Here is a 23,517-nt window from a genome sequence, read left to right as displayed (position 1 = left end):
ATGTCTCGCCTCTGAGACATGGGTTTTTAAGCTGTCGGAATCCCCGATCAGCTCAAATTGTCGATCAGCGACTGAGACGATTCAAAACCGCCCATGAGCCACCACTTTCGACCGCGAAAGGCTAGCTAACGCCCTTCACCAGCGCCAGCATCTCGCCCGCATGACCCTCCGGCTTCACCTTCCGGAACTCAGCCTCCAGCTTGCCCTCACGATCGAAAACAAACGTCGACCGCTCGATCTTCGTCACGGGCTTGCCATACATGCTGCCCTCGCGAACCAGGTCAAACTGTTTGCATACAACAAGATCCGGGTCGGCAAGCAGCGTGTACGGTAACGAGAACTTGTCCGCAAACTTCTTCTGCGCCTTCACCGCGTCGCGCGAAACGCCCAGCAAAACCGCGCCCTCCGCCTTCAGATCGCGATAAAGATCCCGAAACTCGCAGGCCTCCACAGTGCAACCAGGCGTATCCGCCCGCGGATAAAAGAAAACCACCACCGGCGACCCACGAAACTGCGAAAGCTTAACGTTTTCGCCATTCTGGTCCTGAAGTTCAAAGTCCACTTGCTCACCAATCTGCATGGCAACAGCTTATCGCGCGCCATCCCTGTGGAATCATCACAAAGCCAATGTCTACGCCAATCGCCACCATCGCCGAACTCTGGCGCTACCCCGTAAAGGGCATGCGCGGCGAGCGCCTGGACGCCCTGCAACTCGACGCGTACGGCATCGCAGGCGACCGCCGATGGGCGATCCAAAGCACCGGCGCACCGCGCGGAAAACCAATGCTATCCGGCGCAGAACGCGCATCCATGCTGCTCTTCTCTGCCTCAGGCGCAGGCGCAGGCCAGTCAACAGTCGTGACATCGCCCAACGGCGCGCAATGCTCCATCACAGATCCCGCTCTACTCAACTCCCTCAGGCAGCACCTTCCAGGTGGCCATGACCTCAAACTCCTCCAATCGGAGACACCCATGACAGACGTACGCCCCGTCGCTGTTCTAAGTACCGCAACCATCCGTCAACTGTCTGAAGAACTCGGTCAGCCAGTCGATCCGCGGCGCTTTCGAGCGAACATCCTGCTGGCATTCCCCTCCGAAAACGAGGGTTTCGCCGAAGATGAACTAGTCGACCGGTCGATCCAGCTCGGCGCAGAAGCAGTCCTGCGCATCACAGAACGCGACCCACGCTGCCGCATCGTCACGCTCGATCCCGAGACAGCAATCGCCGATCCGCTGCTGATGAAGCACCTCGATCGCCGGCATGAAGGACACGTAGGCGTCTACGCCACCGTGGAACGAACAGGATGGTTACGCGCAGGCGACCCGGTCGTCCCGCTATGACCAACCCAAACAAGCACCACAGGTGTGCCTTCCAGCCGGAATCGCCGTCCAACACTTTGATGACGCACGACCGATCGTCCCTCCGCCGCCTGATGCTCCGCGCCGTACCCTTGGCTGTTGCCGCAGTGGCGGCTTTGCCTCTGGCTTTCTCGCAGATGCACAAGGTGGCCACGCCTGATCAGGTGACGCGCGCCGTGGGCGTCTATGAGTACATCGGCGATCCACTGCATCCCAAGGCCGCCCGGCTCATCCCGGTCTCGCTCTTCATCGGCGGTCACTTCGAAGACGCGGGCATCTACCTCGCTCGTCCCGTTCCCTTCGCAATCCAAAGCGGCCTGCGCTACGAACTTCAGAAGGGTGGCGTCCAGCAGAATTTCCTCGACGTCGTCGCAGCCCGAAACTTCTCCGGCAGCTCGGTCGCAGCGACCGTTCCCTTCGACGACGGCTGGTTCGCGTATGGCCACGTCGTACCGCCCACGGTCGCGCGGACACCGAAGCTGAAGCCCAACTGCAATCCCAGCACGGCACGCGTCGTGCAGGAAACAGACAACAGCAAGAAGGACGATTCCAAGCCGAAGTTCGGCAAAAAGCCTGCAGAACCCGCAGAAGAAACAAAGGCTCCGGAGGCAAAGTCGGACAGCGGTCCACGCTTCGGTCGTCGTTCCGCGCCCGATCCCTGCCAGGAAGACGATCCAACGGAGCACATCACCCTGGCGGATGATTCGCCTAAGGACAAGAACACACCGGATCCTGAGCGTCCCACGCTGCACCGTTCACCCGAGACCACAGCGAACAACACGGGCTCTACAGCCAAGCCGGACAAGAAGGCCCCGAAGCCGCCGCCGGCAACTGTTACAGCCAACAGCGGTCCGGCAGACGATCTGGACCGTCCCAAGATCCGCCACCGGACGACAGACGAAGACGACCCAAATTCGCTGCCACCGGATCCGCTGGAGTACGTGTCTCGCTCCAAGACGGCCAAGGGCAAAGACGACGTCGCCGTCACAGCAGCACACGAACCTGCGGCAAAGGCCGACGGCAGCGCCGTCACGAACACCACGGTGGACGACGGCGGCACCATCAGCGCCGGGACGACCATGTCCGGCGGACCGGTACTGCGGCGCGGCCGTGTCTCAGCCCCGCCCCCGGAACCAGCGACAGCGAAGTCAACAACCACGTTGCCGAAGCCCGCAGCAAAGGGGGGCATGCCTGACGTCACTGCAGCCTCGGCGATCCCGGCTCCGCTCGATTCGCTGGTAGCGGTGAGCGATGCGAAGGAACGGGTAGCGCATGACTTCCACTACAACTTCGCCAACAATACCGAACGCGCCACCATCGTGAACACGCTGGAAGAGATGGCGCGTGCGGTGCTCGCAAATCCTGCTCTGGCTACCGACGCGCCCTCAGGCGCGGTTTCCGTACCGAACAGCGCAGCTACCTCGGCCGCGAACACCGCTCCAACTCGGACCGCCGCAACAAGAACCGTCACTACGCGCGCCACGGCCCGCAGTGGCGTCGCGGCACGCAGCCATGCCGTGGTTCCACCCACGCCGGCCGCCGCGCCCGGGTTCGCCGACGAAGAGGTCAGCGCCTTCCAGCTCTACTTCTCCGCCCCCATCACCTACACCTTCACCGCGCGCATGCCGTCGAGCGGATCGACGCCGGAACGTTACGTGACCATCGTGGCGCAGACCGATGCCGAGGGCCGTCTGCAGCCCGCCATGCGCTCCGTGACGGACGCCGCGCACCTCGACCGCACGCCGCGCTACCGGCTGATCGACGTGGTCGACGCAGACGCCAGCAACCGCGCCAGCCTGCTGATGGAGTTGCGCATGCAGAACACGCGGCAGTTCGCGCTGTATCGCCTGCTGGGGAACAAGCCAGATCAAGTCTTTGTGAGCGGCACCACCCTGCTGTAGCCGGTGCTCGAGTCTGTTACCACAAGGCTCCTCGGCGATAATCAGTCGATGCCTAACGGAGACCTTTTCGCAGCCGAAGCTTCCACCAAGTCCCGCAGCACGGGTGGCACTGTCCTCGCTCATTGCGACGGCGGCGCACGCGGCAACCCCGGCCCCGCCGGCTACGGCGCAGTGATCGTTGCAGAAGACGGCACGGTGCTGGCCGAGCTGAGCGAGTTCCTGGGCCACAAGACCAACAACTACGCCGAGTACAGCGGCTTGCTGGGCGTTCTGCAGTGGGCGCTGGATCACAACCACCTGCGCGTGCGCCTGGTCAGCGACAGCGAACTGATGGTGAAGCAGATCCAGGGCAAGTACAAGGTCAACAGCCCCGATCTGAAGCCTCTATGGGAAGAGGCAAAGCGCCGCATCGCAAAGCTGGAGTTCTTCAACATCAGCCATGCCCTGCGCCACAAGAACAAGACCGCCGACCGCCTGGCGAACGAAGCAATGGATCGCGGCATGGGCCGCCCCGCAGCCGCACCGCCACTGAAGGCCATCCCCTACCCAACGAAATCATCCGAACCACCCGCGCCGAAGCGGATGGACCCCCTGCCCGCAGAACCGCGCCCTTCGGCACCCGCCACCGGCGAGATGCTGCGCGGCTTCGTGCGCGACGGATCCATCGTCCTGCTGGGCGGCAAGACGCTTCCGGATGGTGTCTTCGTGAAAATCATCCGCGAGTAGGTTGCGAGTCTAGCGGTCACGCTTGGAGCGGTGCCACAGCACGATCAGCAGTGCCACGCAGATCACAACAGCCGACAAGTGCCAGACCCGCCAGTGCCGTAGCAAATCGCGGAGCGCGTAGAAAAGGGCCGCCAATGCGGCGACCCCAAGGCTTAGCAGAACCTGGCCTGTCTGGTTGGAAACCCGCACCCGGCTAGTCCTTCGCCAGTTCTTCTTTCAAAATGCTGCTGACGGTCTTGTTGTCAGCGTGCAGGCCGCTAGCCATGATGCGTGATTGAACGACGCGCATGGCCGCGCCCATATCCTTCGGACCTGGCTTTGAGCCTTCCTTCGCCAGGTGTGCAATGGCCCCCTGAACGACCGCACGAATCTCGTCGTCGCCCGCAGTCTGCGGCATGTAGATCTCAAGCAGCTTGATCTCCTCATGCTCCTTCGCCGACAGCTCGGGACGGTTGCCCTTTGCGAACTGTTCCGCCGCATCCTTACGCTGCTTGATCATCGTCTGCAGCGTGCTGATCTCTTCGGCATCGGTCAGCGGCTCGCGCTTGTCGATCTCCTTGCTCTTCATGGCAGACTTCGCCATGCGCAGCGTCTCCACCTTGAAGGGTTCTTTGGCCTTCATGGCCGTGATGATGTCTTTACCGATCTGTTCGCTGATTGCCATGTGTCGTTGTGCCTCGTCAGGCCAAGTTTACTGCTGACTCGATAAACTATCAGCATGATCCGCAAGACCCGCCTCTTTACGCCCGGTCCGACGCCCCTGCTTCCCGCCGCTCAGTTCGCCATGGCTGCCGCGGACATGCACCACCAGACGCCCGAATTCCGCGCCCTCTACACCCGCGTGCTCGGGCAGTTGAAAGAGTTTGTCGGCACCCGCAATGACGTCGTCGTCCTGTCGTGCAGCGGTACCGGAGCGATGGAGGCCGCGGTCTCGAACCTGACCTCGCCAGGTGACCGCGTGCTGGTGCTCTCCGCCGGCAAGTCTGGTGAGCGCTGGACGGCGTTGGCCAAGTCCTTCGGCTGCGCCGTGGATGTGGTCCGCGCACCCTATGGCGAGACCTTCTCGCTGGATGCCGTAAAGTCTGCGCTCAAGCTGGAGACGCGCGCCGTGTTCATGCAGGCGACCGAGACCAGCACAGGCGTTCGGCACTGCGTGCCCGGCGTGGCCAAGTTGCTGAAAGACGCCAGGAGCGAAGCTCTGCTGGCAGTCGATGCGATCACCGGCCTGGGCAGCACCCACCTGGATATGGACGGTTGGGGCGTCGACCTGATGATTGGCGGATCGCAGAACGCTGTGATGATTCCGCCGGGTCTGACTTACCTGGCCGTCGGCGAAAAAGCCTGGGACCGTATGGAAGCAAGCTACAACCCGCGCTACTACTTCGACCTGCGCAAGGAACGCAAGAACAACAGGAACGGCGAGGGCGCCTACACGCCGCCGATCTCCCTGATCGCGGCACTCGGCGCATCGCTCGACTCCATCGCGGCGCAGGCCGACGGCAATCTGGCGGAAGGCCGCAAGAAGCTTATTGAAAACGCCGAGACTGTCGCCGCCATGACGCGCGCAGCATGTCTTGCGATGGGCATGAAGCTCTTCAGCGCCGACGTCTGGTCAGCCGCCGCAACGACCGTAGTCCCGCCCGATGGCATCACCTCAACAACGATCGTGGACGCGCTCAACGACCGTTTCGCCGCCATCATCACGGACGGCCAGGCAGAGCTTAAGGGCCGCATCTTCAGCATCGCGCACCTCGGCTTCTCCGATTATCTGGACACCATCGCCCTCATCGGTGCGCTGGAGCAAGTTGTCATCCAGGACCTGAAACTCCCCGGCTTCGCCTTCGGCACTGCGCTCATCGCCGCCCAAAAGGTCTACGCCGAGCGCACCGCCACCGCTGCGGCCGAGAGCAGCTGTCTCTGCGGACGGGCCGAGGGCTGCTGCAGCATGGTCCACCCGGAGTACGGCGTGACCGACGTCAAAGCCGTGATGTAACCAGCAGTCACAACGCGAAAAGGCCCGCACCCGGTAGATCGGTGCGGGCCTTTTCTGTGGTTTGCAAAACGCGACTAGTGTGCGGCTTGTTGATCGAACCAGATCTTCCACTGCGGTACCGCCGTAGCGTACGTGCCGCGGTGTGAGGTCTTCCCAGTCGACACAGCATCGACAACGGTATTACCGCTTCCCATCGCCATCTGGTACGTCTTCACAAGCTGCCCAACGCCAGGGGTGATGGCCTCATCAGTCTCGCCGTAGTAGTTGCGCACCGGGCTCTTGATCACCCAGCGATAGGCGTTCGTCTTTTCCGCGATGAGCCGTCCATAGGCCGAGTTGGCAAAGAATTCCGGATTGAAATATTCCGCACGCACCAGCTTGTGCAGATCGGTCGGGATCTGCGTTGCATCGAATGGCTGCTTCTCGTAGGCCTTACGCGCGACGTCGTAGTACGCATCGTTCAAGACAGACCGCGCCAGTCCGGGCACACCGTAATAGTGCTCAAACGAGAACGACGACAGAAGGAACAGCGTCGGCAACCAGTCCGCATCGTTCTTGCGCGGGAAATCCAGGTAACCGCTGAGCGCCACAAAGACGTCGACGGGTGCACTCGCCGTTGCTGCACCGGCGACAGGTACACCAGCGCTCTCAAGCTTTTCAAGAAACGCCATCGTCACAAAGCCGCCCTGCGACCAGCCCGCGATAAACAGCTTTGGCGTTGCGATCTTCATCTGCGCAAGCACGGCGCGGCTGGCCGTCAGCATGTCGTAGGTGGCCTGCTGATGGCTCGCCTTGACCATGTACCCCTCCGGCTCGGACGAGATGCCCATGCCGAAGTAATCCGCACCGATCACCACATAGCCCTGGCCCGCAAACTGCGCCAGCATCAGTGCTGTCTCCGGCGACTGCTCAGGAAAGGAAGGTACCTGCTGCTTTCCGTACACCGTTCCATGCTGGTACGAAACCATTGGGAAGCTTGCGCCAGAGGTATCCGGAATGGCGAGCAGGCCCGTGGCCGTCACAGGCTTATTGCCTCGTTCCGGCGCCACCGAACTGTACGTGATGCGATACATCTTCACGGCATTGCGAGCCGGCGTGTAAGCCACGTTCACACCGAAGAACTTCGGCGCTTCCACCTTCAGCACCTGGTTCAGCTTGTCCGCATCCCAGCGACCAATGAGCTCGTAACTGACGCCGGTGGAAACCTGCACAGGCATGTTCGTCTGCGCCACAGCAGTGGGCTGCACCGCAGCCGAAGTACCAAGAAAAAAGAGACCAAGAACAAGTCGAGCAGCGAAGGACATCGTTTCTCCACAGGATCGTTTACCGATTGAAGTTAGTGGAAAAGTATCACGCTCAGACGGTCTTTCCTTGCCTGCTAACACGAAGGGTGTAGACCGCCACCCTAGTGCTTCTCCTGCAGGTTCTCCACGGAGTCAGCGTTCACGTCGAAGAGACGGCAACTCTCCGTCACCTGGTGGAAGCGATAGCTGGGATGCATGAACAGACCAATCCGTGCATCGCCCGATCCCCACGCCTCCTGCACCAGCCACACACCATCGCTCTTTGGCGCAGAGATGATGTGCAACAGAAATCCCTTGTGGATGTTGGCCAGCAAGCCGCCCGCCATCTTTACATCCCGCGTTCCGTGTACGTTCGTATCCTGCACGTGACCGCTGGCCTCATCGACGGAGATGGTACCTTCCATCGCCTGCACGGCCTTCTCGATCATGCCATTGGCCTTCTGCGTCGGATCGCCCACAGCGTCAAACACAATCGTCGGCCTGCCGTTCACCATCACACGACGTTCATTGGTTAGCTTGATTAACCGCAGGATTTCCGACTGGCTGATCCCATTAGGATTCGGCTTTCCCTTCTCTGCATCTTCGATCTGCTTCTTGACCTTGTCGATCTCCTTCTTCGCATCGCCACCGGTCAACGGCTTGCCATTATGGGTCACCGTCTGCATGATCTGTCGTTGTTTCACAAAGAAGATCTCGCGCTCATCCTCGTCCATCTTCTTCTGGGCGCCCTTGCCATCCAGCTGCAACGTCTCCGTTCGCACGCGGCACAGGTAGCGTTCGCGCTGCTTCTCCGTCGCAGCATTCTGCGATAGCGCCAGCTTGCGCAGGGTCTCCAGATTCGGTAGCGGCTTCTCCTGCGGCTGCGCGTTCAGCGCCAGGCCAAGCAACGGAACGAGCGTCAGGCTCTTGTAGGTCATCAACACATACGATGCGGAAAGCGGCATGCGGCTCCAGGGATCTTTGTGGAAGCTTCGGAGCTTCCACACGAACATAGCGTACTTGTTATGGGAACAACTTTCGCTGCGGCGCAGCGTCCCACTGAAGGGACGCAAGTGGCGTCCGCGCAAACGGGAGAGAAGGCAAAGCATGACACAGCAGGAACAGCAGCTTCTGAATGGTTTGATCGATCGCGTGAATGGCACACAGCTTGGCAGCAAGGACGAGGAGGCCGAGGCGCTCCTCAAGCGCACACTGGGCTCCAACCCCGACGCTCTCTACATACTCTGCCAGACGGTCCTCGTGCAGGGCTTCGCTATGGACAAAAGCCAGCAGGACCTGGCAGCGGCGCGCTCCGAGATCGATGCGCTGCGGCAATCCCAGCCAGAGAAGCACGGCAGCTTCCTGGGCAATCTCTTCGGCCTGGGCAAAGATGATCAGCCGCAGCAAACCGCACCCACCAACGCGGGTCCGGGCTCTACGAACACCCCGGGCTACAACGCACCCAGTTACGCTCCGGTCGCAAACGCCCCCGCAGTCCAGCAGCAGGGATACCAGGGGCAGCAGGGATACCCCGCACAGCCCGGCTACGGTCAACCTGCTTACGGCCAGCCCGGCTATCCTCCCCAGCCCGGCTACGGCTACGGCGGACAGCCCATGGGCGGCGGCATGTTTGGCGGTGGCGGCGGCTTCCTCCAGGGAGCCATGCAGACCGCGGCAGGCGTAGTCGCGGGTGAGTTCGCCTTCCGCGCAATCCAGGACGTCTTCAGCGGCGGCCATGGCGGTGAGCACGGCTTCGGCGGCGGCACAGAAGTCGTGAACAACTACTACGACAACACCTCCGACAGCGGCAGCGGAGGCTTCGGCGACCGGCTGGCAGAAGCCAACAACTACGACGGCAGCGTCAGCTCCGACATCGAAGACCGGCGCGGCGAAGGTCACGGCTTCTTCGGCTCGGGCGACGACAGCGCAAACAACGGCTCGAACTTCGCGGATGATTCCGGCAACTTCGACGCTGGCAGCGACGATGGCGGCGGCTTCGACGGCGGAGACAGCGGCGGCGGAGACGACAACAACTACTAGCGAAGGACCGGGATCCCACGTCTCGCCTCTGAGGCGTGGGATCCCCTCAGAGCCAGAGAGCAACGATTTCAGCTCAAAGGTTCGGAAGAACACCCATCAACAGGTAATCCATCGGCCAATCCGTTGACACACCCGCTTGCCTCACCAGCGTCGCAAGCTGCGCATAGTGCCGGATGGAATGCAGCAGCGTATGCAGATAGACCGTCCTCCGGCTCACTCGCAACTCCCCACCGCGCCGCGTCACGAACTGGATGGGAGTCTCCCAGAACTCCGGGTTTCGATCTTCAAGCGCCCGCATCAACGCTACAGCGCGATGGTGGGTGGCAAAGATCACATCCGCAGTATCGAATGGTACGTCGTCATACGGTGTCTCCGGGAAACTGTGCAGACGTTCCGCATAGCGAAGCTCCACAGCCACAATATGCTGCAGCAGCTCGCCCACAGTGTGCGTGCCCTGGATGTCGCACGGCAGCAGCAGCACATGCGGGTATGCCGCCGTAAAGTCTCGCCAGCCGGCAGAGGTGCGCTCCGCCCACGCCAGCAGTTCGTCGCCAGTCATACCTGGGAGGCTCATAAAATCTCCTCCGGCCAAACTAGCAGGGCGCAGCCGAAGCCGCGCCCTTTAATTTTCGATTCCGATGGCGAAGACCTACTGCTGCGTCACACGCTCCCAGAAGCTGCTGGTCAGCAACGGATCCTTGTAACGGGCAAACTGCTGCCACTGCGGATACGCCGTCTGGAACTGCGACGCGGTCATGCGTGCGTCCTTCGCCGGATACAGCTTGCCGCCGAAATCCAGCGTCATGCTGGCCAGCCGATCGAAGAGCGGAAAGCTCTTGTCCGGCTTGATCGGAAAGTCCAGCGCCAGCGTAATACCCGGCTGCGGAAAGCTCATCATGCCCGGCGACCGGACATCGCCAAAAGCCTTCACGACCGCCAGGAAGCTGGCCAATCCTGACTTCGTCACCTCGTTCAGGATCGCAATCGTGCCCTCGCGCGCGCTCTCCCACGGAATGGCGTACTGGAACTGCAGCAAACCACTCTTGCCGTACATCCGGTTCCAGTGCAGCACCTTATCCAGCGGGTAGAAGAACGGCTCGTAGTCCTGCAGCGCACGGACCCGCGGCTTGATCTGCTTATGAAAGAAGAGCGTATTGAATGCCGACACCGTTACGGAGTTCAGCGCCATGCTCGGCGCGTCCATCGGAAACACCAGCTTCGGCTCCGGCGACGGTGTCAACTCGTCCGGAATCTTGGAGTGATCGCCCAGCATGAAGATGCCCCGGGCAAAGTTCTTGCCGGTGCTGCTGCAATCGATCCAGCTCACCGTGTACTCCACGTGCTTGTACTGCTCGGTCAGCGCCAGGAACTCGTCCACGCCGTGGAACTGGATTCCCTCATAATCGATCAACCGCGAGACGATCGGCTTCAGCCGGATCTGGATCCACGTAATCACACCCGTCAGGCCAAGGCCGCCGATCGTGGCCGCATACCAGTCCGGATTCTCCGTCGGCGAGCACAGCATGCGCGTCCCGTCGCTGCGCACCAGTTCAAACTTCGTCACATGAAGGCCAAAGGTGCCGCTCACATGGTGGTTCTTGCCATGAATGTCGTTGGCCACAGCCCCGGCCAGCGTGACGTACTTGGTGCCCGGTGACACCGGCAGAAAGTAGCCGCGCGGCACGGAGAAGTCCAGCAACTGTGCAAGCGTCAGGCCGGCCTCGGCCGTCAACAATCCCGCCTCCTGATCCCACGCCAGCAGACGATTCATGCCGGTGGCCACCAGCAGATGTCCATCCTTCAGCAGGCAGCTATCGCCGTAGCTGCGGCCCATTCCCACGGCCAGCGCGCCACCGGGCATGCCATCAAACTTCTTCAAAACAGCCGGAAAATCACTCTGCCAGCTCAACGGAACGATCGTTGCGTCGTAGTTCGGGTAGCGTCCCCACGAGGAAAAAGGCGCCTGACCCGCAAACTGGTCGTCGGCGTGAGACTCCGGACGCACCGGAAGCTCCGATGAGGGCGGCGTGCGGTGCGATAGCTCCGGGGATTGCGCAGGAGTGGCCATTCCTCTAGGATACCGGACCCCACGCAGCGTGACAGCAGAATTTCGGACACGTCAAGCACGGAGTTAACGCTCTTTTCACCTAATTATTTGCCCGGCTGGCCGCAATCGCAGACGGCGTGTAACTCTCCCACTCCCATGGCGTTACGGTGTCACCGAGGATCTTCTCCAGCAGCGGACGAAAGGCGAGTTCGCCGTTATCGCTGTTTGTCAGCACGATCATGCAGCCCTTCCGGCGCGTGAAGCAGACCATGTAGTTCTGTGCGCCATCCCCATGCCCTTCCTTGAAGAACGCCGGGCCATACCGCGTGTGGGTCAGCAGCCCCCATCCGATTCCATAGGCCAGGCCCACCTGCTTCGCCTCCACGCCCTCCGGCTCGTCCTTCCTAAAGGCAAACTGATGCAGCGTCCGGATCGGTATCTGTGGTGTCAGCATCTGTCGCTGAGTCTTCGGGCCGATGACCTTCCCCGCAAACAGCGCCTCGGCAAAGCGGCCCAGATCGCCCGCGCTGGAGGTCATATTGCCTGCAGCGCGGGCAGGAAAACGGCGCGTCTGCGCATGAAACTTCTCATCACTGTCAAAGCGGTCGGCTACATCCTCGGCGAACCGCTTTTGATAGATCTCCGACGTGCGCGTCATGCCAAGCGGCCCAAACAGCGCGTCCTGCATGAACAGATCCAGCGTCTTGCCCTGCTGCTGTTCCAACACAAACTGCACGAGGTTGATGCCTTCGCCTGAGTAGGAATAATGATCGCCGGGTTCGAAGTGAAAGCGAAGCTTCTGCCCAGGTTCCTGCATACGTGCGTTGTTCAGCAGGCCCGAAGTGTGGGAGAGACACATACGCGGCGTCACCTTCGCCCATCGCGGATCTTTCACCAGTTCCGTTGCCGCCTCTTTGTACGCTTCGTACTCGTCCAGCGGCTTCGGCAACTGCTGCGCAATCGGCTTATCCAGATCGAACTGATGCCGCTCCACTAACTGCATGACATACGTCGCAAAGACTGCCTTCGTAATCGACGCAGCCCACGTCGTCGTCTCCGTAGTCATCGGTTGATCGGGGTCTTTATGCCGCAGACCATACGCGTAACTCCACACGGTCTTGCCGTTGTTCAGAACAACGATCTGCGCTCCGGTAACGTGATGCTCTGCAAGCGTCTTCGCGGCAAACTCAGCTGCGATGCGCGTTCCATCCAGACGGCGAATACTCTGGCCAGGGGCAGCCACTGAAACAAGCAAGGCGCCCAGAACAACTGCAATGCGCGTGGCGGTCATGCCAACACAATACGTGCCTCCCAGCCTTTCAGTTCAGACAATGTTCCTTCAAGGTTGGATAAAGCGACGCGGCCCGTCGCGACCGACTCCGGCAGCGCAACCCTCTCCCGCGAGAAGTTCAGCGCAATCACGTAACGCTCATCACCCAAAGTTCGTGCGTAAAGGAAGAGCGACGGATGCCCCGGCGCCAGGTCTTCGTAGTCTCCGTACACAAACGCGCGGGTACTCTGACGCAGAGCCAGCAGACGTTGTGTGTAGCGGTAGACCGAATTGGGATCCGCGACAGCTTGTGCCGCGTTAATTCCTTGGAAATTGGGATTCACTGCAAGCCACGGCTTGCTCGCAGTAGTAAATCCAGCGTTAGCAGACGAGTCCCACTGCATCGGCGTCCGAGCATGATCTCGACTCACTTTGCCAAGGTTCGCAAGATAGTGGTCCGCACTCTCACGCCCCGTAAGAACATCATGCTTCCAGGCATTCTTCGCTTCAATATCTTCATACTCTTCGATCGATTGAAACGGATGATTCGTCATCCCGATCTCATCGCCCTGGTATAGGTACGGTGTCCCCTTCAGCGTCAGTAACATCGTCGCAAGTAACTTCGCGCTGGGCACGCGAAACTCCGGACTATCATCACCGAAGGCACTTACGAGACGAGGATTATCGTGGTTCGCGAGGAAGATGGTATTCCAGGAATGCTTGCCTAGCGCAACGTCCTGCCGCGCGTAGATCGCCTTTAACTCCGGCAGCGACCACTGCCGCCAATTACGTCCATCACGGTTCAGCCGCACCGTGTCGAAGTTGAAGATCATATTCAGTTCATGACGCCGCTCATCCACCAGCTGCGGTGTGTCTTCAATGGTGATGCCATGCGCCTCACCCACCGTCATACAGTCGTAGTGCGACAGCACCCGATCATTCATCTCACGCAGATACTCATGCAGATGCGGCCCATTCGCATTGATGTGAACCTGGCTCTCATGCGGCAGCACATCGGGAAAAGCAGCGTCCTTGCTAATGAACGGGATCACATCCATGCGAAAACCATTAACGCCCTTATCCAGCCAGAAACGCATCAGGTCATAGACCTCTTCCCGCACCTGCGGATTATCCCAGTTCAGATCCGGCTGCTTCTGGGCAAACAAGTGGAGATAGTACTCACCCGTAACTGGATCCAGCGTCCAAGCCGATCCGGAGAATGCCGACCCAAAGTTATTCGGTGGCAGTAATTCTCCCGCAGGCCCAACCTTGCCTGGTCGCCATAGGTAATAATCGCGAAAAGCATTTTCCTTCGACTTGCGACTCTCAACAAACCACGCATGCTCATCCGAAGTATGGTTCGCCACCAGGTCGACAATCAAGCGCATCCCGCGAGACTTCACGCCAGCCAGTAAGTCGTCAAAGTCCTGCATGGTTCCGAACTCATGCATCACCTTACGGTAGTCGCGAATATCGTAACCATTGTCCGCATTGGGCGAATCATAGTGCGGCGAAAGCCACAGCACATCCACTCCAAGCTCTTTCAGATAATCTAGACGCGAAGTGATCCCAGGCAGATCCCCAATCCCGTCTCCATTCGAATCCTGAAAGCTACGCGGATAGATCTGGTAGACCACCGCTTCCTTCCACCACTGCCGCACATAGCCGTTCATCATCTCCGGAGCATCCATGTCCGTTGGATGCGCCAGCGCCTAACGCTGCTTGAGATGACTGCAGGGTCGCTTAACTCGCGGGCAGTTCAACCTTCGGGCCCGGCTTCAACTTCAGCGCAGGCCGTTCCACAAAGTGCCAGCTCAACCAGCCGAGCACCACGCAGATCAGCGCGGTCACGGGAAAGCTCCAGTAGTACCGCGGATGAAAGAGCCAGATGGCGAAGGACTGCACGGGCCAGCCATAGAGATACGTCCCGTATGAAACGTCGGGCATGCGCTGCCAACGATGGAAGATGGCAAGCGGCTGGCGTGCGAGGTAAAACAGCAGGTAGCCGCCGCACAGCACAAACCAGGGCTCGGTTCTGTGCGTCAGGTACGGCAACGTGCAAAGGGAGATGGCCGCAAGGATGGCGAAGGCAGGCCGGAAGAGGATCTCCTTGCGATACAAAGCGAAGCAGCCGCCCAACAGAAATACCGGGAAGAGCCTGTAGATATCGGAGGGCTTGCCCGTCAGCAGCATCAGGTGGGTCCAGCTAAGGTGTGCCTGCGCTGCAGGAGACAGACTGAGCGCGAAGAACACCACGAAAAGCCCCAGCCAAAGGCCACGCCGACGCGTCAATCCCGCCACGCCCAGCAACGCGACTACCAGGTAGCAGCGGAACTCATACGTGATGGTCCAAAGCGAACCATTCACCAGATTGTTATCGTTACCGGGAAATCCGCCAGCTCCCAAGGGCGAGCCGAGAAGAGCAATGCTCGTCCAGAAGCGCGCCGCGTGGAATGAGTCGCGAAAGAAGTGCGGCACCAACGGAGCGAAGATCCCGACAACCAGGACGCTGAGCGCCACCGCAACAAGGTAGCCGGGCACAATCCTCAGCAGACGCTTGCGGAGATAGTCACCCAGTCTCGGGTCGCGCACCCAGCTTTGGACAATGAGGTACCCACTGAGCAGGAAGAAGCCGTCAACAGCAAACGTGCCCCAGTCCATCCCGAGATGCAGCCGCTGAAAGACGTTGGTCTGCGGCTGCGTCGGATCCATCTCGTAGGAATGCGCCCACAAAACTAAAAGCGCAAAAATGATGCGGAAAAGGTCAAAGGCCCTGTTCCGGTGAGCGGTGACAGGGCCTTCAACTTGCATGGATCTCTCCGAAAAACGTTACGCTGCGACGCGCTCGCTCTTGGCCTTGTCGTTAGCTGCCTTGGCCGTAATGGCCAGGGCGGCGAAGCCGGCTGCATCGCGTGTTGCGATGTCGCTCAGAACCTTGCGATCGAGCTCAACGCCGGCCTTCTTCAGACCAGAGATGAACGTCGAGTAGCTCATACCGTTCAGGCGGGCGCCTGCGCCGATGCGGACGATCCACAGCGAGCGGAACTGGCGCTTCTTCTGCTTACGGCCGATGTACGCAAACTTAAGTCCGCGCTCAACTGCTTCTTGCGCAGCCTGGTAGAGCTTTGATTTTGTGAGGAAGTATCCGGACGCGCGCTTAAGAATCTTCTTGCGGCGGTCGCGGCGCTTAGTGCCACGTTTGACGCGGGGCATGTGTTTCTCCTTTTGCGTACTACGTTGGTCAGCGGCTGGAGGTAAGGTCTGCTTTCGCAGGGCCTCTTCACACGCTTGCTGCTTTCCGTCTCATATCGAGCGCTTTCGCGCATCGAGGGCCCGTTAACGCGTTCGGACCGATGGGAACAACCACGTTCCCGGCTGGACGGAAAAACTGTCTACCTGACTCTCCTCCCCCGAAAGGGTGGAAGCTCAGGCGTAGGGGATCATCCGGCTGACCTTGGCGTGATCGCCATCGGACACGTAAGCCTGACGAGTAAGCTTGCGCTTCGTCTTCGTCGACTTCGAGGTCAGGATGTGACGCTTCTTCGTCTGGCCGCGCTTGATCTTGCCGGTGCCAGTCTTGCTGAAGCGCTTTGCAGCCCCTGAGTGGGTCTTCATCTTAGGCATTGGGTATTCCTGTCTAAAGGGACTACTGAGTGCGTCGCCCGTGTTCTGGACAACCCTCTGAGTATAGCAGGATTGTTGCGGCGGAAGCGTATTTTGCGTGAGAAAGCCCAGGTCGAAAAGCGTTACGCCGACGCCGGAGGATTCCCGGAGGCGCCCACCACGATGCCCTGGCAGCGCTATGGATGGAACGCCCGGAATGGTAGAATGAAAGACGAAAAGAGCCAGCCGAAATCCCGCAATTCCTGCGTTTTTCGCCGGTTTGTGCTCGCCGATTCCTAGGAGAACGATGGCCACCGAAACGCCCCTGCTAGACCTGCAACAGACCGATCCGACGAACGCTCCCGAGACCTCGGCGGCACCCATCACGTCAGAGACCGGCAAGCCCAGCTACACCAGCGCGAACATTAAGATCCTGGAAGGGCTTGAGGCAGTGCGCCTGCGCCCAGCCATGTACATCGGCTCCACGACCGAGGCAGGCTTGCACCACCTGGTCTACGAGGTCGTCGACAACTCCGTCGACGAGGCGCTGGCCGGCCACGCCACGCGCATCGACTGCATCATCCACGTCGACAACTCCATCACCGTCATCGACGACGGCCGCGGCATCCCCGTCGACATGAAGGACCTCGGCAACGGCGAGCAGATGCCGGCCGTACAGGTCGTTCTGACCAAGCTGCACGCGGGCGGCAAGTTCGACGCCAGCAGCTACAAGGTCTCCGGCGGTCTCCACGGCGTCGGCGTCAGCTGCGTCAACGCACTCTCCGAAGAGTTCGACGTGGAGATCTGGCGCGACGGCCACACCTGGCAGCAGGACTACAGCAAGGGCGACCCCATCAGCGAGCTGCGCCAGGTAGGCGTCTCGCAGAAGCGCGGCACCAAGATCCACTTCCTGCCGGACAAGACCATCTTCTCCGTCACCGAATACAACTACGACATCCTCGCCGGCCGTCTGCGTCAGCTCGCCTTCCTGAACAAGGGCATCCTGATCACGCTGACCGACCAGCGCGTGACCGACGCCAAGTCTGGCGACTACAAGCTGGCCGAGTTCAAGTACAAGGGCGGCATCGAAGAGTTCATCCGCCACCTGAACAAGGGCAAGGTCGTCCTGCACGAGAAGCCCATCTACATGGAGGCCGAGCGCGGCCAGCTCGTCATGGAGATTGCGCTGCAGTACAACGACGCCTACTCCGAGACGGTCTTCTCCTTCGCCAACAACATCAACACGGTCGACGGCGGCACCCACCTCTCCGGCTTCCGTACTTCGCTGACGCGCACCATCAACGCCGCCGGCCAGTCACTGGGCCTCTTCAAGGACCAGAAGGAAGCACTCAGCGGCGATGACGTCCGCGAAGGCCTCGTCGCAGTCGTCTCCGTCAAACTGCCGCAGCCGCAGTTTGAAGGCCAGACCAAGGGCAAGCTGAACAGCGATATCGCCGGCCAGGTGCAGAGCTTCGTCAACGAGCGCCTGGGCGTCTTCTTCGAGCAGAATCCACAGGTCGCCAAGAAGATCATCAACAAGGCCATCGACGCATCCCGCGCTCGCGAGGCCGCACGCAAGGCACGCGATCTCACACGCCGCAAGGGTGCGCTGGACGGCGGCGGTCTGCCGGGCAAGCTGGCTGACTGCTCCGAGCGCCAGCCCGACCGCTGCGAACTCTACCTCGTCGAGGGTGAGTCGGCAGGTGGAACCGCCAAGCAGGGCCGCGATCGCCGCTTCCAGGCCATCCTCCCGCTGAAGGGTAAGATCCTCAACGTCGAGAAGGCCCGCTACGACAAGATGCTGGGCCACGAAGAAATCCGCGCCATGATCACCGCCCTGGGCACCGGCATCGGCAAGGACGACTTCTCGCTCGAAAAGCTGCGCTACGGCAAGCTGATCCTCATGACCGATGCAGACGTCGACGGATCGCACATCCGTACGCTGCTGCTCACCTTCTTCTTCCGGCACATGCTGGAACTGATCAAGCGCGGCCACGTCTACATCGCACAGCCGCCGCTCTACAAGATCAAAAAGGGCAAGTTTGAGCAGTACGTCAAGGACGACCGCGACTTCGTCAAAGTCATGGTCAAGCGCGCGGCAGACGGCATGGTGGTCCGCTACGGTGACGGCAAGGAATCGCTCGAGGGCGCAGAGCTGACCAAGTTCATGGGTTCGCTCAATGAGTACCTGGGCTTCTTCGACAAGGCCGACAAGCGCTACCGCAACGACCAGGTCACCACAGCCGTCGCACAACTCTTCGCCAATGAAGGCAAGGAACCGGCCAAGCGCAGCGACTTTGAAACGCCGGATAAACTCCACGAGATGTCGACGCTGCTGCAGGGCATGCAGCGCGAGTTCCAGTTCAAGAGCGTCGGCGAACCCGTCCGCGATGAAGAGCACGGTATCTGGTCGCTCGACTATACGGACGCACAGGGCGCAGTCCGCCGCATCGACTACACCGCGGTCAGCAGCCCCGAGATGCGCCTGATGCTGGGCAAGTACGCCATCATCCGCGAGCACCTGAAGCCGCCTTTCTTCGTGGAGTACGCCGTCAAGGGCGCTGCCACCGACAGCAAGGCAGAGATCGCCGCCGCGGACGAAGCCGAGGAAGCAGCCGAGACCGAGGGCGTCAACGAAACGATCGCCGCCGCTCCCGGTACCGCAACCGAAGCCAAGGGCGCCAAGCGTAACAGCAAGGCCGGCCAGGACCCCGTCGAAAAGAAGACGGCCCGCGAACTCTTCGAGTACGTCATCGAGCAGGGCAAGAAGGAATACCAGGTCCAGCGTTACAAGGGTCTGGGCGAGATGACGGCAGAGCAGCTTTGGGAGACCACCATGGATCCCGAACGCCGCACCCTGCTGCAGGTTCGCCTGGAAGACCTCGTAGAGACGGACAAGATCTTCACCACCCTAATGGGCGAAGACGTGGAATCACGCCGCCGCTTCATCGAAGAAAACGCGCTCGACGTAAAGAACCTGGACATCTAACGATTGCAAAGGCAAAAGCGAAGGCGCATGGGTTGCTCCCATGCGCCTTTTGTTTTGCGGCTCGCGAGTGACAGCCTGTTGACTTGCTACCACGCCGTCTCTCAGGACGTTCTCGCCCAGAGATGCATGTCCACAGGAAAGGGACCTTGCTTTGTTGCCCCGGGTGACCCTTATCCGTATGGTACCTGAGGCGGAAGGCTCGAATATCATCCCGCCCTGACGGGCCTCTCCTTCTCGGGATGGGTCTGGTCGTACCGTCGCATTTAGCATTCGGTATGCCTTCCGCCATGCTCGCTTCGCGCACGTTCAGCACGCCTCGTCACACATCGCACTATCTCGAGTGCGGCATGGCCAACGGGCCACTCATGATCTTTCTTCATGGATGGCCGGAACTCAGCTTGATCTGGCGAGCCCAGATGGACGCGTTTGCGGCAGATGGTTGGCACTGCGTCGCTCCCGATATGCGTGGCTATGGCGGATCGTCCGCACCCACACCCAGCGAGGAATACACGAACGAGCAAGTCGTAGCGGACATGGCGGAGCTCCATGACCACCTCGGCGGCAAACCTGCGATTTGGGTTGGCCACGACTGGGGCAGCGTCGTGGCCGGTTCGCTGGTAGCGCATCAGCCCGAGCGCAGCCTCGGCGTAGTGCTGATTTCCGTTCCGTATTTTCCCACTGCGAACGCTTTACCGACGCTCGTCCCACTTGTCGATCGATCGATTTACCCGATGGCAGAGTATCCCGATGGTCAGTGGGACTATTACCGCTACTACACGACGAATTTCGAATCGGCTGTGGCCGACCTGGACGCAGACAGAGCATCATCACTGGCCTCCATCTTTCGACCTGGAGACCCAGCCAGTATGGGCAAGCCGACGCCAAATGCAACGGTCACCCGAAAGGGAGGTCGATTCGGCGACGCTCATCGCGCTCCGCCAACTCCACCGGACCCGGCTCTTTGGCCGGCGGCAGACTTCGACGCACTGCTACGGGCGTTCGACGCCCATGGTTTCCGCCCTCCCTGCTCCTGGTACCTCAACGACGACGCCAACATCGCCTACGCGCACAATGCACCGAATGGCGGCCGCATTCTGCGGCCTGTACTATTCGTCAACGGCGAGCTCGATGCCATCAACACTATCGAAGGAAATCGCTCAGGCGACCCAATGCGCAGGGCCTGCCCAGACCTCACCATTACGAATCTGCACGGTGCGCATTGGCTGCCGCTTGAACGCAAGGAAGACCTCGTTCAGGCGATTCGCGCTTGGCTCAGGAACAAGCAGCTTTGACGGTGCAACGTGCGACCGAATCATAGGAGCGAAATAAGGCATTCAACACAATGCCCGGCGCAGTAAGTGGGTCAATGTCGCATTGTGGGAAGTGATCCGGCTTGAAGGCCTCTTGAAGCATGTAACGCTAACCTCCGACAACGGCGTTTATCAGGACTGAGCATCGCTAGGCCGATTTGTCGGGGTGATGCGTTTCGCATGCTACTCTACGTTCGTCGGAAAAGGCAGACTTGGTTTGGTAAGCCCAGGTCCTTTCGGAGACGAAAGCTCTGGTCATTTGACTTTGCAAATGACCCCCACGACGAACAAACAGACGCGATGCGTCCATCTTGTTCGTCCGTGTGGTTCTGCAACCGACGAACCGCTCCGGTCGAACACTCTAAGGAGCGTTATGCAAGACGATACCCAACACATATCTACGAGTGCCGTTGGCGGAAAAAGCATCGCTATCATCGGCGGTGGACCCGGTGGCCTGACCCTGGCGCGTCTGTTGCAACAGCAGGGCGCGGAGGTTGTGGTGTACGAGCGAGATCAAAGCCGCAGTGCACGCGTGCAGGGCAGCGCATTAGACCTCCACGAAGGCTCCGGACTGGCTGCACTTGAGGCTGCCGGTCTAATGGAAGCGTTCTGGGCCAACCACCGTCCCGATCTTGATCGCCTTCGCCTTACCGATGCTAGCGGAACACTTCTTCACGATCATTCCCGCCGGACGTCTGGCGCTGCGCAACGTCCTGAGATTGAGCGTGGGCCCCTGCGGGATATTCTGCTGGACTCGCTCCAGCCGGGCACTGTGCAGTGGGACTGCAAGCTGGAGGTGGCGGAGCCCCAGGGCGAGCAGGTGGTCTTGCATTTCGCCGGCGGCAAAACGGCCTTAACCGACATCGCCATCGGAAGCGACGGCGCGAACTCGCGCTTGCGGGAGCTCGTCACTCCCATCCGGCCGGAGTACGTCGGGGTTTCGCTTGTGGAGAGCCTGATTCCTTCCGCACAGCGGACGGTGCCGGAGTTGTGGGACCTCCTCGGCGGGTCCGCCCTGATCGCCTTGGGAGGCGAAAGGACGATAGGTATGGGAACCAAGCCGGATGGGAGTGTCCTGCTCTATGCAGGGTTGAAGACAGAAGGCGACGACGCGAGGCAGAGCCTGGAAGCGGCAAGCGGCCCGGAGCAGCGAGTGACTTGGTTTCACGACAACTTCAAAGGATGGAGCGAGCTATGGGCTCCACTCTTCAGCGAAGCGGTATCGATGGTCTGGCGTCCACTGCTCGTTTGCCCGGCAGATCAGCACTGGGAGCCGAAGCAGAACCTGACCCTGATTGGCGATGCAGCACACGTGATGCCGCCATACGCAGGCGAAGGGGTCAACATGGCTATGCTCGATGCTTTGGTCCTATCGAAGCTTCTGCTCAGCGAAGAGACGCCCTCTGCCGCAATCGCGAAGTACGAGGCGGAGATGTTTGCCCGGATGCGCGAGATGACGGCGGACACGATGGCAAACACCGAGATGTTCTACGCACCGGATGCCTCCGACCGTGTTGTTGCTCTGTTTCGGAGCTTTGGAGGAGGAGAGGCGGACCCGCCCGCTTCCAAGTCTTGATAGGAGCCTTTCTCTCAAAAGTTCGGGGTGCGTGCCGCCGTGCGTAGGTCCTGATAAGTCGCATTCTCGTTAGTAACGGACGGGAGCCACGGGGCCATGCGTGCAACGTTCAAATTCCGCTAACGGCGTGATTCCAGGAGTAAAATCCTCCTGTTCTGGTAGCCTGCAACTCACGTGCCTTGCCAAGCTATTCGTAAGCCTCGCATTCTCCGTAGCGTCGTCGTAACTGCGATGGTTTTCGCGGCATCAGGTCCTCTACATGCACAAGCGAAGCAGGCTCCGCTCAGCTTCGACGTTGCTAGCGTGAGGCCCAGCGATCCCTCCAAAGAACATGAAGCGATGTATTGGCGGCTGCCTGATGGCCTAGAGTGGGACGGCGTAACCCTGAACGGATTGATCGCCAACGCGTACGGCGTTAGCCGGACTGTCAAAGGCCAGATCGAAGGTGGACCCACATGGATGGGTTCGCAAGCATTCGACATCAATGCGAAGGTCGATGCTGAAACCTTCGCGCGTTGGAGTCATATGACGCAGGCGCAAGTCGACGAAGAGCGTCAGGCCATGATCCGCTCGCTGCTGACGGACCGATTTCGCTTCAGATTCCATCACGAAACGCGGAAAGTTTATTTGTTCTTCATTGCCGCGGTGACGAACGGCTTCATTGCGGCCTGAGCCATCCACAAACGCACCTGGTCTTCGTCGAGTTCGTTCATGGAGGCCAACTCGACACCACGGGTGGCCTTGCCCATTCCCACCGGCGTCACCGGGGGTTCTGGTTGCAATTCGTTACCTCGGATAAACATGAGCTTAAGATGTCCGACGAACGCGCCGGAAGTGAAGCACCACCCATCGCGAACGCCGTAGTAAGCCATACCCCATTTCACAGCGCGTCTGAGGTCCGGCAGTGCCCTGGCGGCCAATGCATCGACCTGTCTGGCGATGCTCTTCTGCGGTTCGGGCAGGCTCTCAATATAAGCAAACACCGGCCTGTCGCCCTCGGCGGTCTTCGCGGGACTCGCCTTGCCGGTCATCGCTACCGGAAGCTCGTCAATTCTTGACTGCGGCGTTCTCGCTGTCCTTTTCATTGTCATGGCACACCGATCAAATTCGGGATGGCGTTCACGGCTGCGCTTACCTCAACATACAGAGGCTGCAGCCGCGGGAGTTACATCGTCGTCTAGTCTTACTCTTGCAGTGCAGGGCTAGTGAAGATCATTTTTCCAAACCTTATGCGCAACGGTCCTGAACACGCACGTCATCCATCGATTAGTACCGATAACTCGCATTATGGTCAGTGATCCCTCTGCTCCCGCAAACGGCGTTTGGGGCAACTGGGAAGGTTGGGCCCTTTGAGTCATTGCCGTCACTCATTGAGCCGATCGATGCTCCCTCCATGGCTACATCGGAGACGGCAAAGCCT

The 23,517-nt window shown here is 60.2% G+C and carries 21 protein-coding genes; 9 read left to right on the top strand and 12 right to left on the bottom strand.

Going from position 1 to position 23,517, the window contains the following annotated elements:
• Positions 1–121: 121 nt before the first annotated feature.
• Positions 122–580 (bottom strand): peroxiredoxin, encoded by a 459-nt coding sequence (locus TERRO_RS02510; protein WP_014784427.1) that lies wholly within the window; start codon positions 578–580, stop codon positions 122–124.
• A 47-nt stretch (positions 581–627) separates the two neighbouring features.
• Here TERRO_RS02510 and TERRO_RS02505 point away from each other — a divergent pair, with 47 nt between their 5' ends.
• From TERRO_RS02505 to TERRO_RS02495, 3 genes are read left to right on the top strand one after another with little or no spacing between them, the layout of a single operon-like run.
• Complete coding sequence (locus TERRO_RS02505) at positions 628–1,341, top strand: MOSC domain-containing protein (protein ID WP_014784426.1); 714 nt, start codon at positions 628–630, stop codon at positions 1,339–1,341.
• 59 nt (positions 1,342–1,400) lie between these two features.
• Positions 1,401–3,260: a hypothetical protein gene (locus TERRO_RS21745; RefSeq protein ID WP_157178230.1), complete on the top strand. Its 1,860-nt coding sequence runs from the start codon at positions 1,401–1,403 to the stop codon at positions 3,258–3,260.
• Between the two features lie 48 nt (positions 3,261–3,308).
• Entirely contained in the window at positions 3,309–3,986 is a 678-nt protein-coding gene (locus TERRO_RS02495; RefSeq protein ID WP_014784424.1) for a reverse transcriptase-like protein, read from the top strand.
• Positions 3,987–4,179: 193 nt separating this feature from the next.
• Here the strand turns inward: TERRO_RS02495 and TERRO_RS02485 are convergent, their stop codons facing one another.
• Positions 4,180–4,650 (bottom strand): GatB/YqeY domain-containing protein, encoded by a 471-nt coding sequence (locus TERRO_RS02485; RefSeq protein ID WP_014784423.1) that lies wholly within the window; start codon positions 4,648–4,650, stop codon positions 4,180–4,182.
• A 54-nt stretch (positions 4,651–4,704) separates the two neighbouring features.
• Between TERRO_RS02485 and TERRO_RS02480 the strand changes: the two genes are divergently transcribed.
• Entirely contained in the window at positions 4,705–5,979 is a 1,275-nt protein-coding gene (locus TERRO_RS02480) for a pyridoxal-phosphate-dependent aminotransferase family protein (RefSeq protein WP_014784422.1), read from the top strand.
• A 74-nt stretch (positions 5,980–6,053) separates the two neighbouring features.
• Here the strand turns inward: TERRO_RS02480 and TERRO_RS02475 are convergent, their stop codons facing one another.
• On the bottom strand, positions 6,054–7,283 hold the full coding sequence (locus TERRO_RS02475) for an alpha/beta hydrolase family protein (RefSeq protein WP_014784421.1): 1,230 nt from the start codon (positions 7,281–7,283) through the stop codon (positions 6,054–6,056).
• Between the two features lie 101 nt (positions 7,284–7,384).
• Positions 7,385–8,227: a hypothetical protein gene (locus TERRO_RS02470; protein WP_014784420.1), complete on the bottom strand. Its 843-nt coding sequence runs from the start codon at positions 8,225–8,227 to the stop codon at positions 7,385–7,387.
• 142 nt (positions 8,228–8,369) lie between these two features.
• Here TERRO_RS02470 and TERRO_RS02465 point away from each other — a divergent pair, with 142 nt between their 5' ends.
• Positions 8,370–9,302, top strand: a complete 933-nt coding sequence (locus tag TERRO_RS02465) for a DUF2076 domain-containing protein (protein WP_014784419.1) — start codon at positions 8,370–8,372, stop codon at positions 9,300–9,302.
• 73 nt (positions 9,303–9,375) lie between these two features.
• Here the strand turns inward: TERRO_RS02465 and TERRO_RS02460 are convergent, their stop codons facing one another.
• From TERRO_RS02460 to rpmI, 7 genes are all read right to left on the bottom strand, one after another.
• The gene (locus TERRO_RS02460) at positions 9,376–9,876 is read right to left on the bottom strand and encodes a DinB family protein (protein ID WP_014784418.1); all 501 of its coding nucleotides are present in this window, start codon (positions 9,874–9,876) and stop codon (positions 9,376–9,378) included.
• Positions 9,877–9,951: 75 nt separating this feature from the next.
• Positions 9,952–11,370, bottom strand: coding sequence for an FAD-binding oxidoreductase (locus TERRO_RS02455; protein WP_081490575.1), 1,419 nt, complete (start codon positions 11,368–11,370; stop codon positions 9,952–9,954).
• 79 nt (positions 11,371–11,449) lie between these two features.
• Complete coding sequence (locus TERRO_RS02450) at positions 11,450–12,640, bottom strand: serine hydrolase domain-containing protein (RefSeq protein WP_014784416.1); 1,191 nt, start codon at positions 12,638–12,640, stop codon at positions 11,450–11,452.
• Positions 12,637–14,310, bottom strand: coding sequence for a glycoside hydrolase family 13 protein (locus tag TERRO_RS02445; RefSeq protein ID WP_217164438.1), 1,674 nt, complete (start codon positions 14,308–14,310; stop codon positions 12,637–12,639). The genes TERRO_RS02450 and TERRO_RS02445 overlap by 4 nt, the downstream gene beginning before the upstream one ends.
• Before the next feature lie 52 nt (positions 14,311–14,362).
• Positions 14,363–15,430: an acyltransferase family protein gene (locus TERRO_RS02440; RefSeq protein ID WP_014784414.1), complete on the bottom strand. Its 1,068-nt coding sequence runs from the start codon at positions 15,428–15,430 to the stop codon at positions 14,363–14,365.
• An 18-nt stretch (positions 15,431–15,448) separates the two neighbouring features.
• The gene (rplT, locus tag TERRO_RS02435; RefSeq protein WP_014784413.1) at positions 15,449–15,832 is read right to left on the bottom strand and encodes a 50S ribosomal protein L20; all 384 of its coding nucleotides are present in this window, start codon (positions 15,830–15,832) and stop codon (positions 15,449–15,451) included.
• A 213-nt stretch (positions 15,833–16,045) separates the two neighbouring features.
• On the bottom strand, positions 16,046–16,243 hold the full coding sequence (gene rpmI, locus TERRO_RS02430) for a 50S ribosomal protein L35 (protein ID WP_014784412.1): 198 nt from the start codon (positions 16,241–16,243) through the stop codon (positions 16,046–16,048).
• 286 nt (positions 16,244–16,529) lie between these two features.
• Here rpmI and gyrB point away from each other — a divergent pair, with 286 nt between their 5' ends.
• From gyrB to TERRO_RS22575, 4 genes are all read left to right on the top strand, one after another.
• Entirely contained in the window at positions 16,530–19,211 is a 2,682-nt protein-coding gene (gene gyrB, locus TERRO_RS02425; RefSeq protein ID WP_014784410.1) for a DNA topoisomerase (ATP-hydrolyzing) subunit B, read from the top strand.
• A gap of 275 nt (positions 19,212–19,486) precedes the next feature.
• A complete protein-coding gene (locus TERRO_RS02420) occupies positions 19,487–20,503 on the top strand; it encodes an alpha/beta fold hydrolase (RefSeq protein ID WP_041592410.1) in 1,017 nt (338 codons plus the stop codon).
• A 391-nt stretch (positions 20,504–20,894) separates the two neighbouring features.
• Positions 20,895–22,097, top strand: coding sequence for an FAD-dependent oxidoreductase (locus TERRO_RS02415; RefSeq protein ID WP_014784407.1), 1,203 nt, complete (start codon positions 20,895–20,897; stop codon positions 22,095–22,097).
• 231 nt (positions 22,098–22,328) lie between these two features.
• Positions 22,329–22,769: a TIGR03435 family protein gene (locus tag TERRO_RS22575; protein ID WP_081490574.1), complete on the top strand. Its 441-nt coding sequence runs from the start codon at positions 22,329–22,331 to the stop codon at positions 22,767–22,769.
• On the opposite strand, the gene TERRO_RS02405 is transcribed toward TERRO_RS22575, so the two are convergent.
• On the bottom strand, positions 22,721–23,128 hold the full coding sequence (locus TERRO_RS02405) for a DUF1801 domain-containing protein (protein WP_217164436.1): 408 nt from the start codon (positions 23,126–23,128) through the stop codon (positions 22,721–22,723). The two genes, TERRO_RS22575 and TERRO_RS02405, sit on opposite strands and share 49 nt — an antisense overlap.
• Between the last annotated feature and the right edge of the window lie 389 nt (positions 23,129–23,517).

The organism is Terriglobus roseus DSM 18391, assembly GCF_000265425.1.
Classification (GTDB): Bacteria; Acidobacteriota; Terriglobia; order Terriglobales; family Acidobacteriaceae; genus Terriglobus; species Terriglobus roseus.
This window is presented reverse-complemented; position numbering and strand designations above follow the sequence as displayed.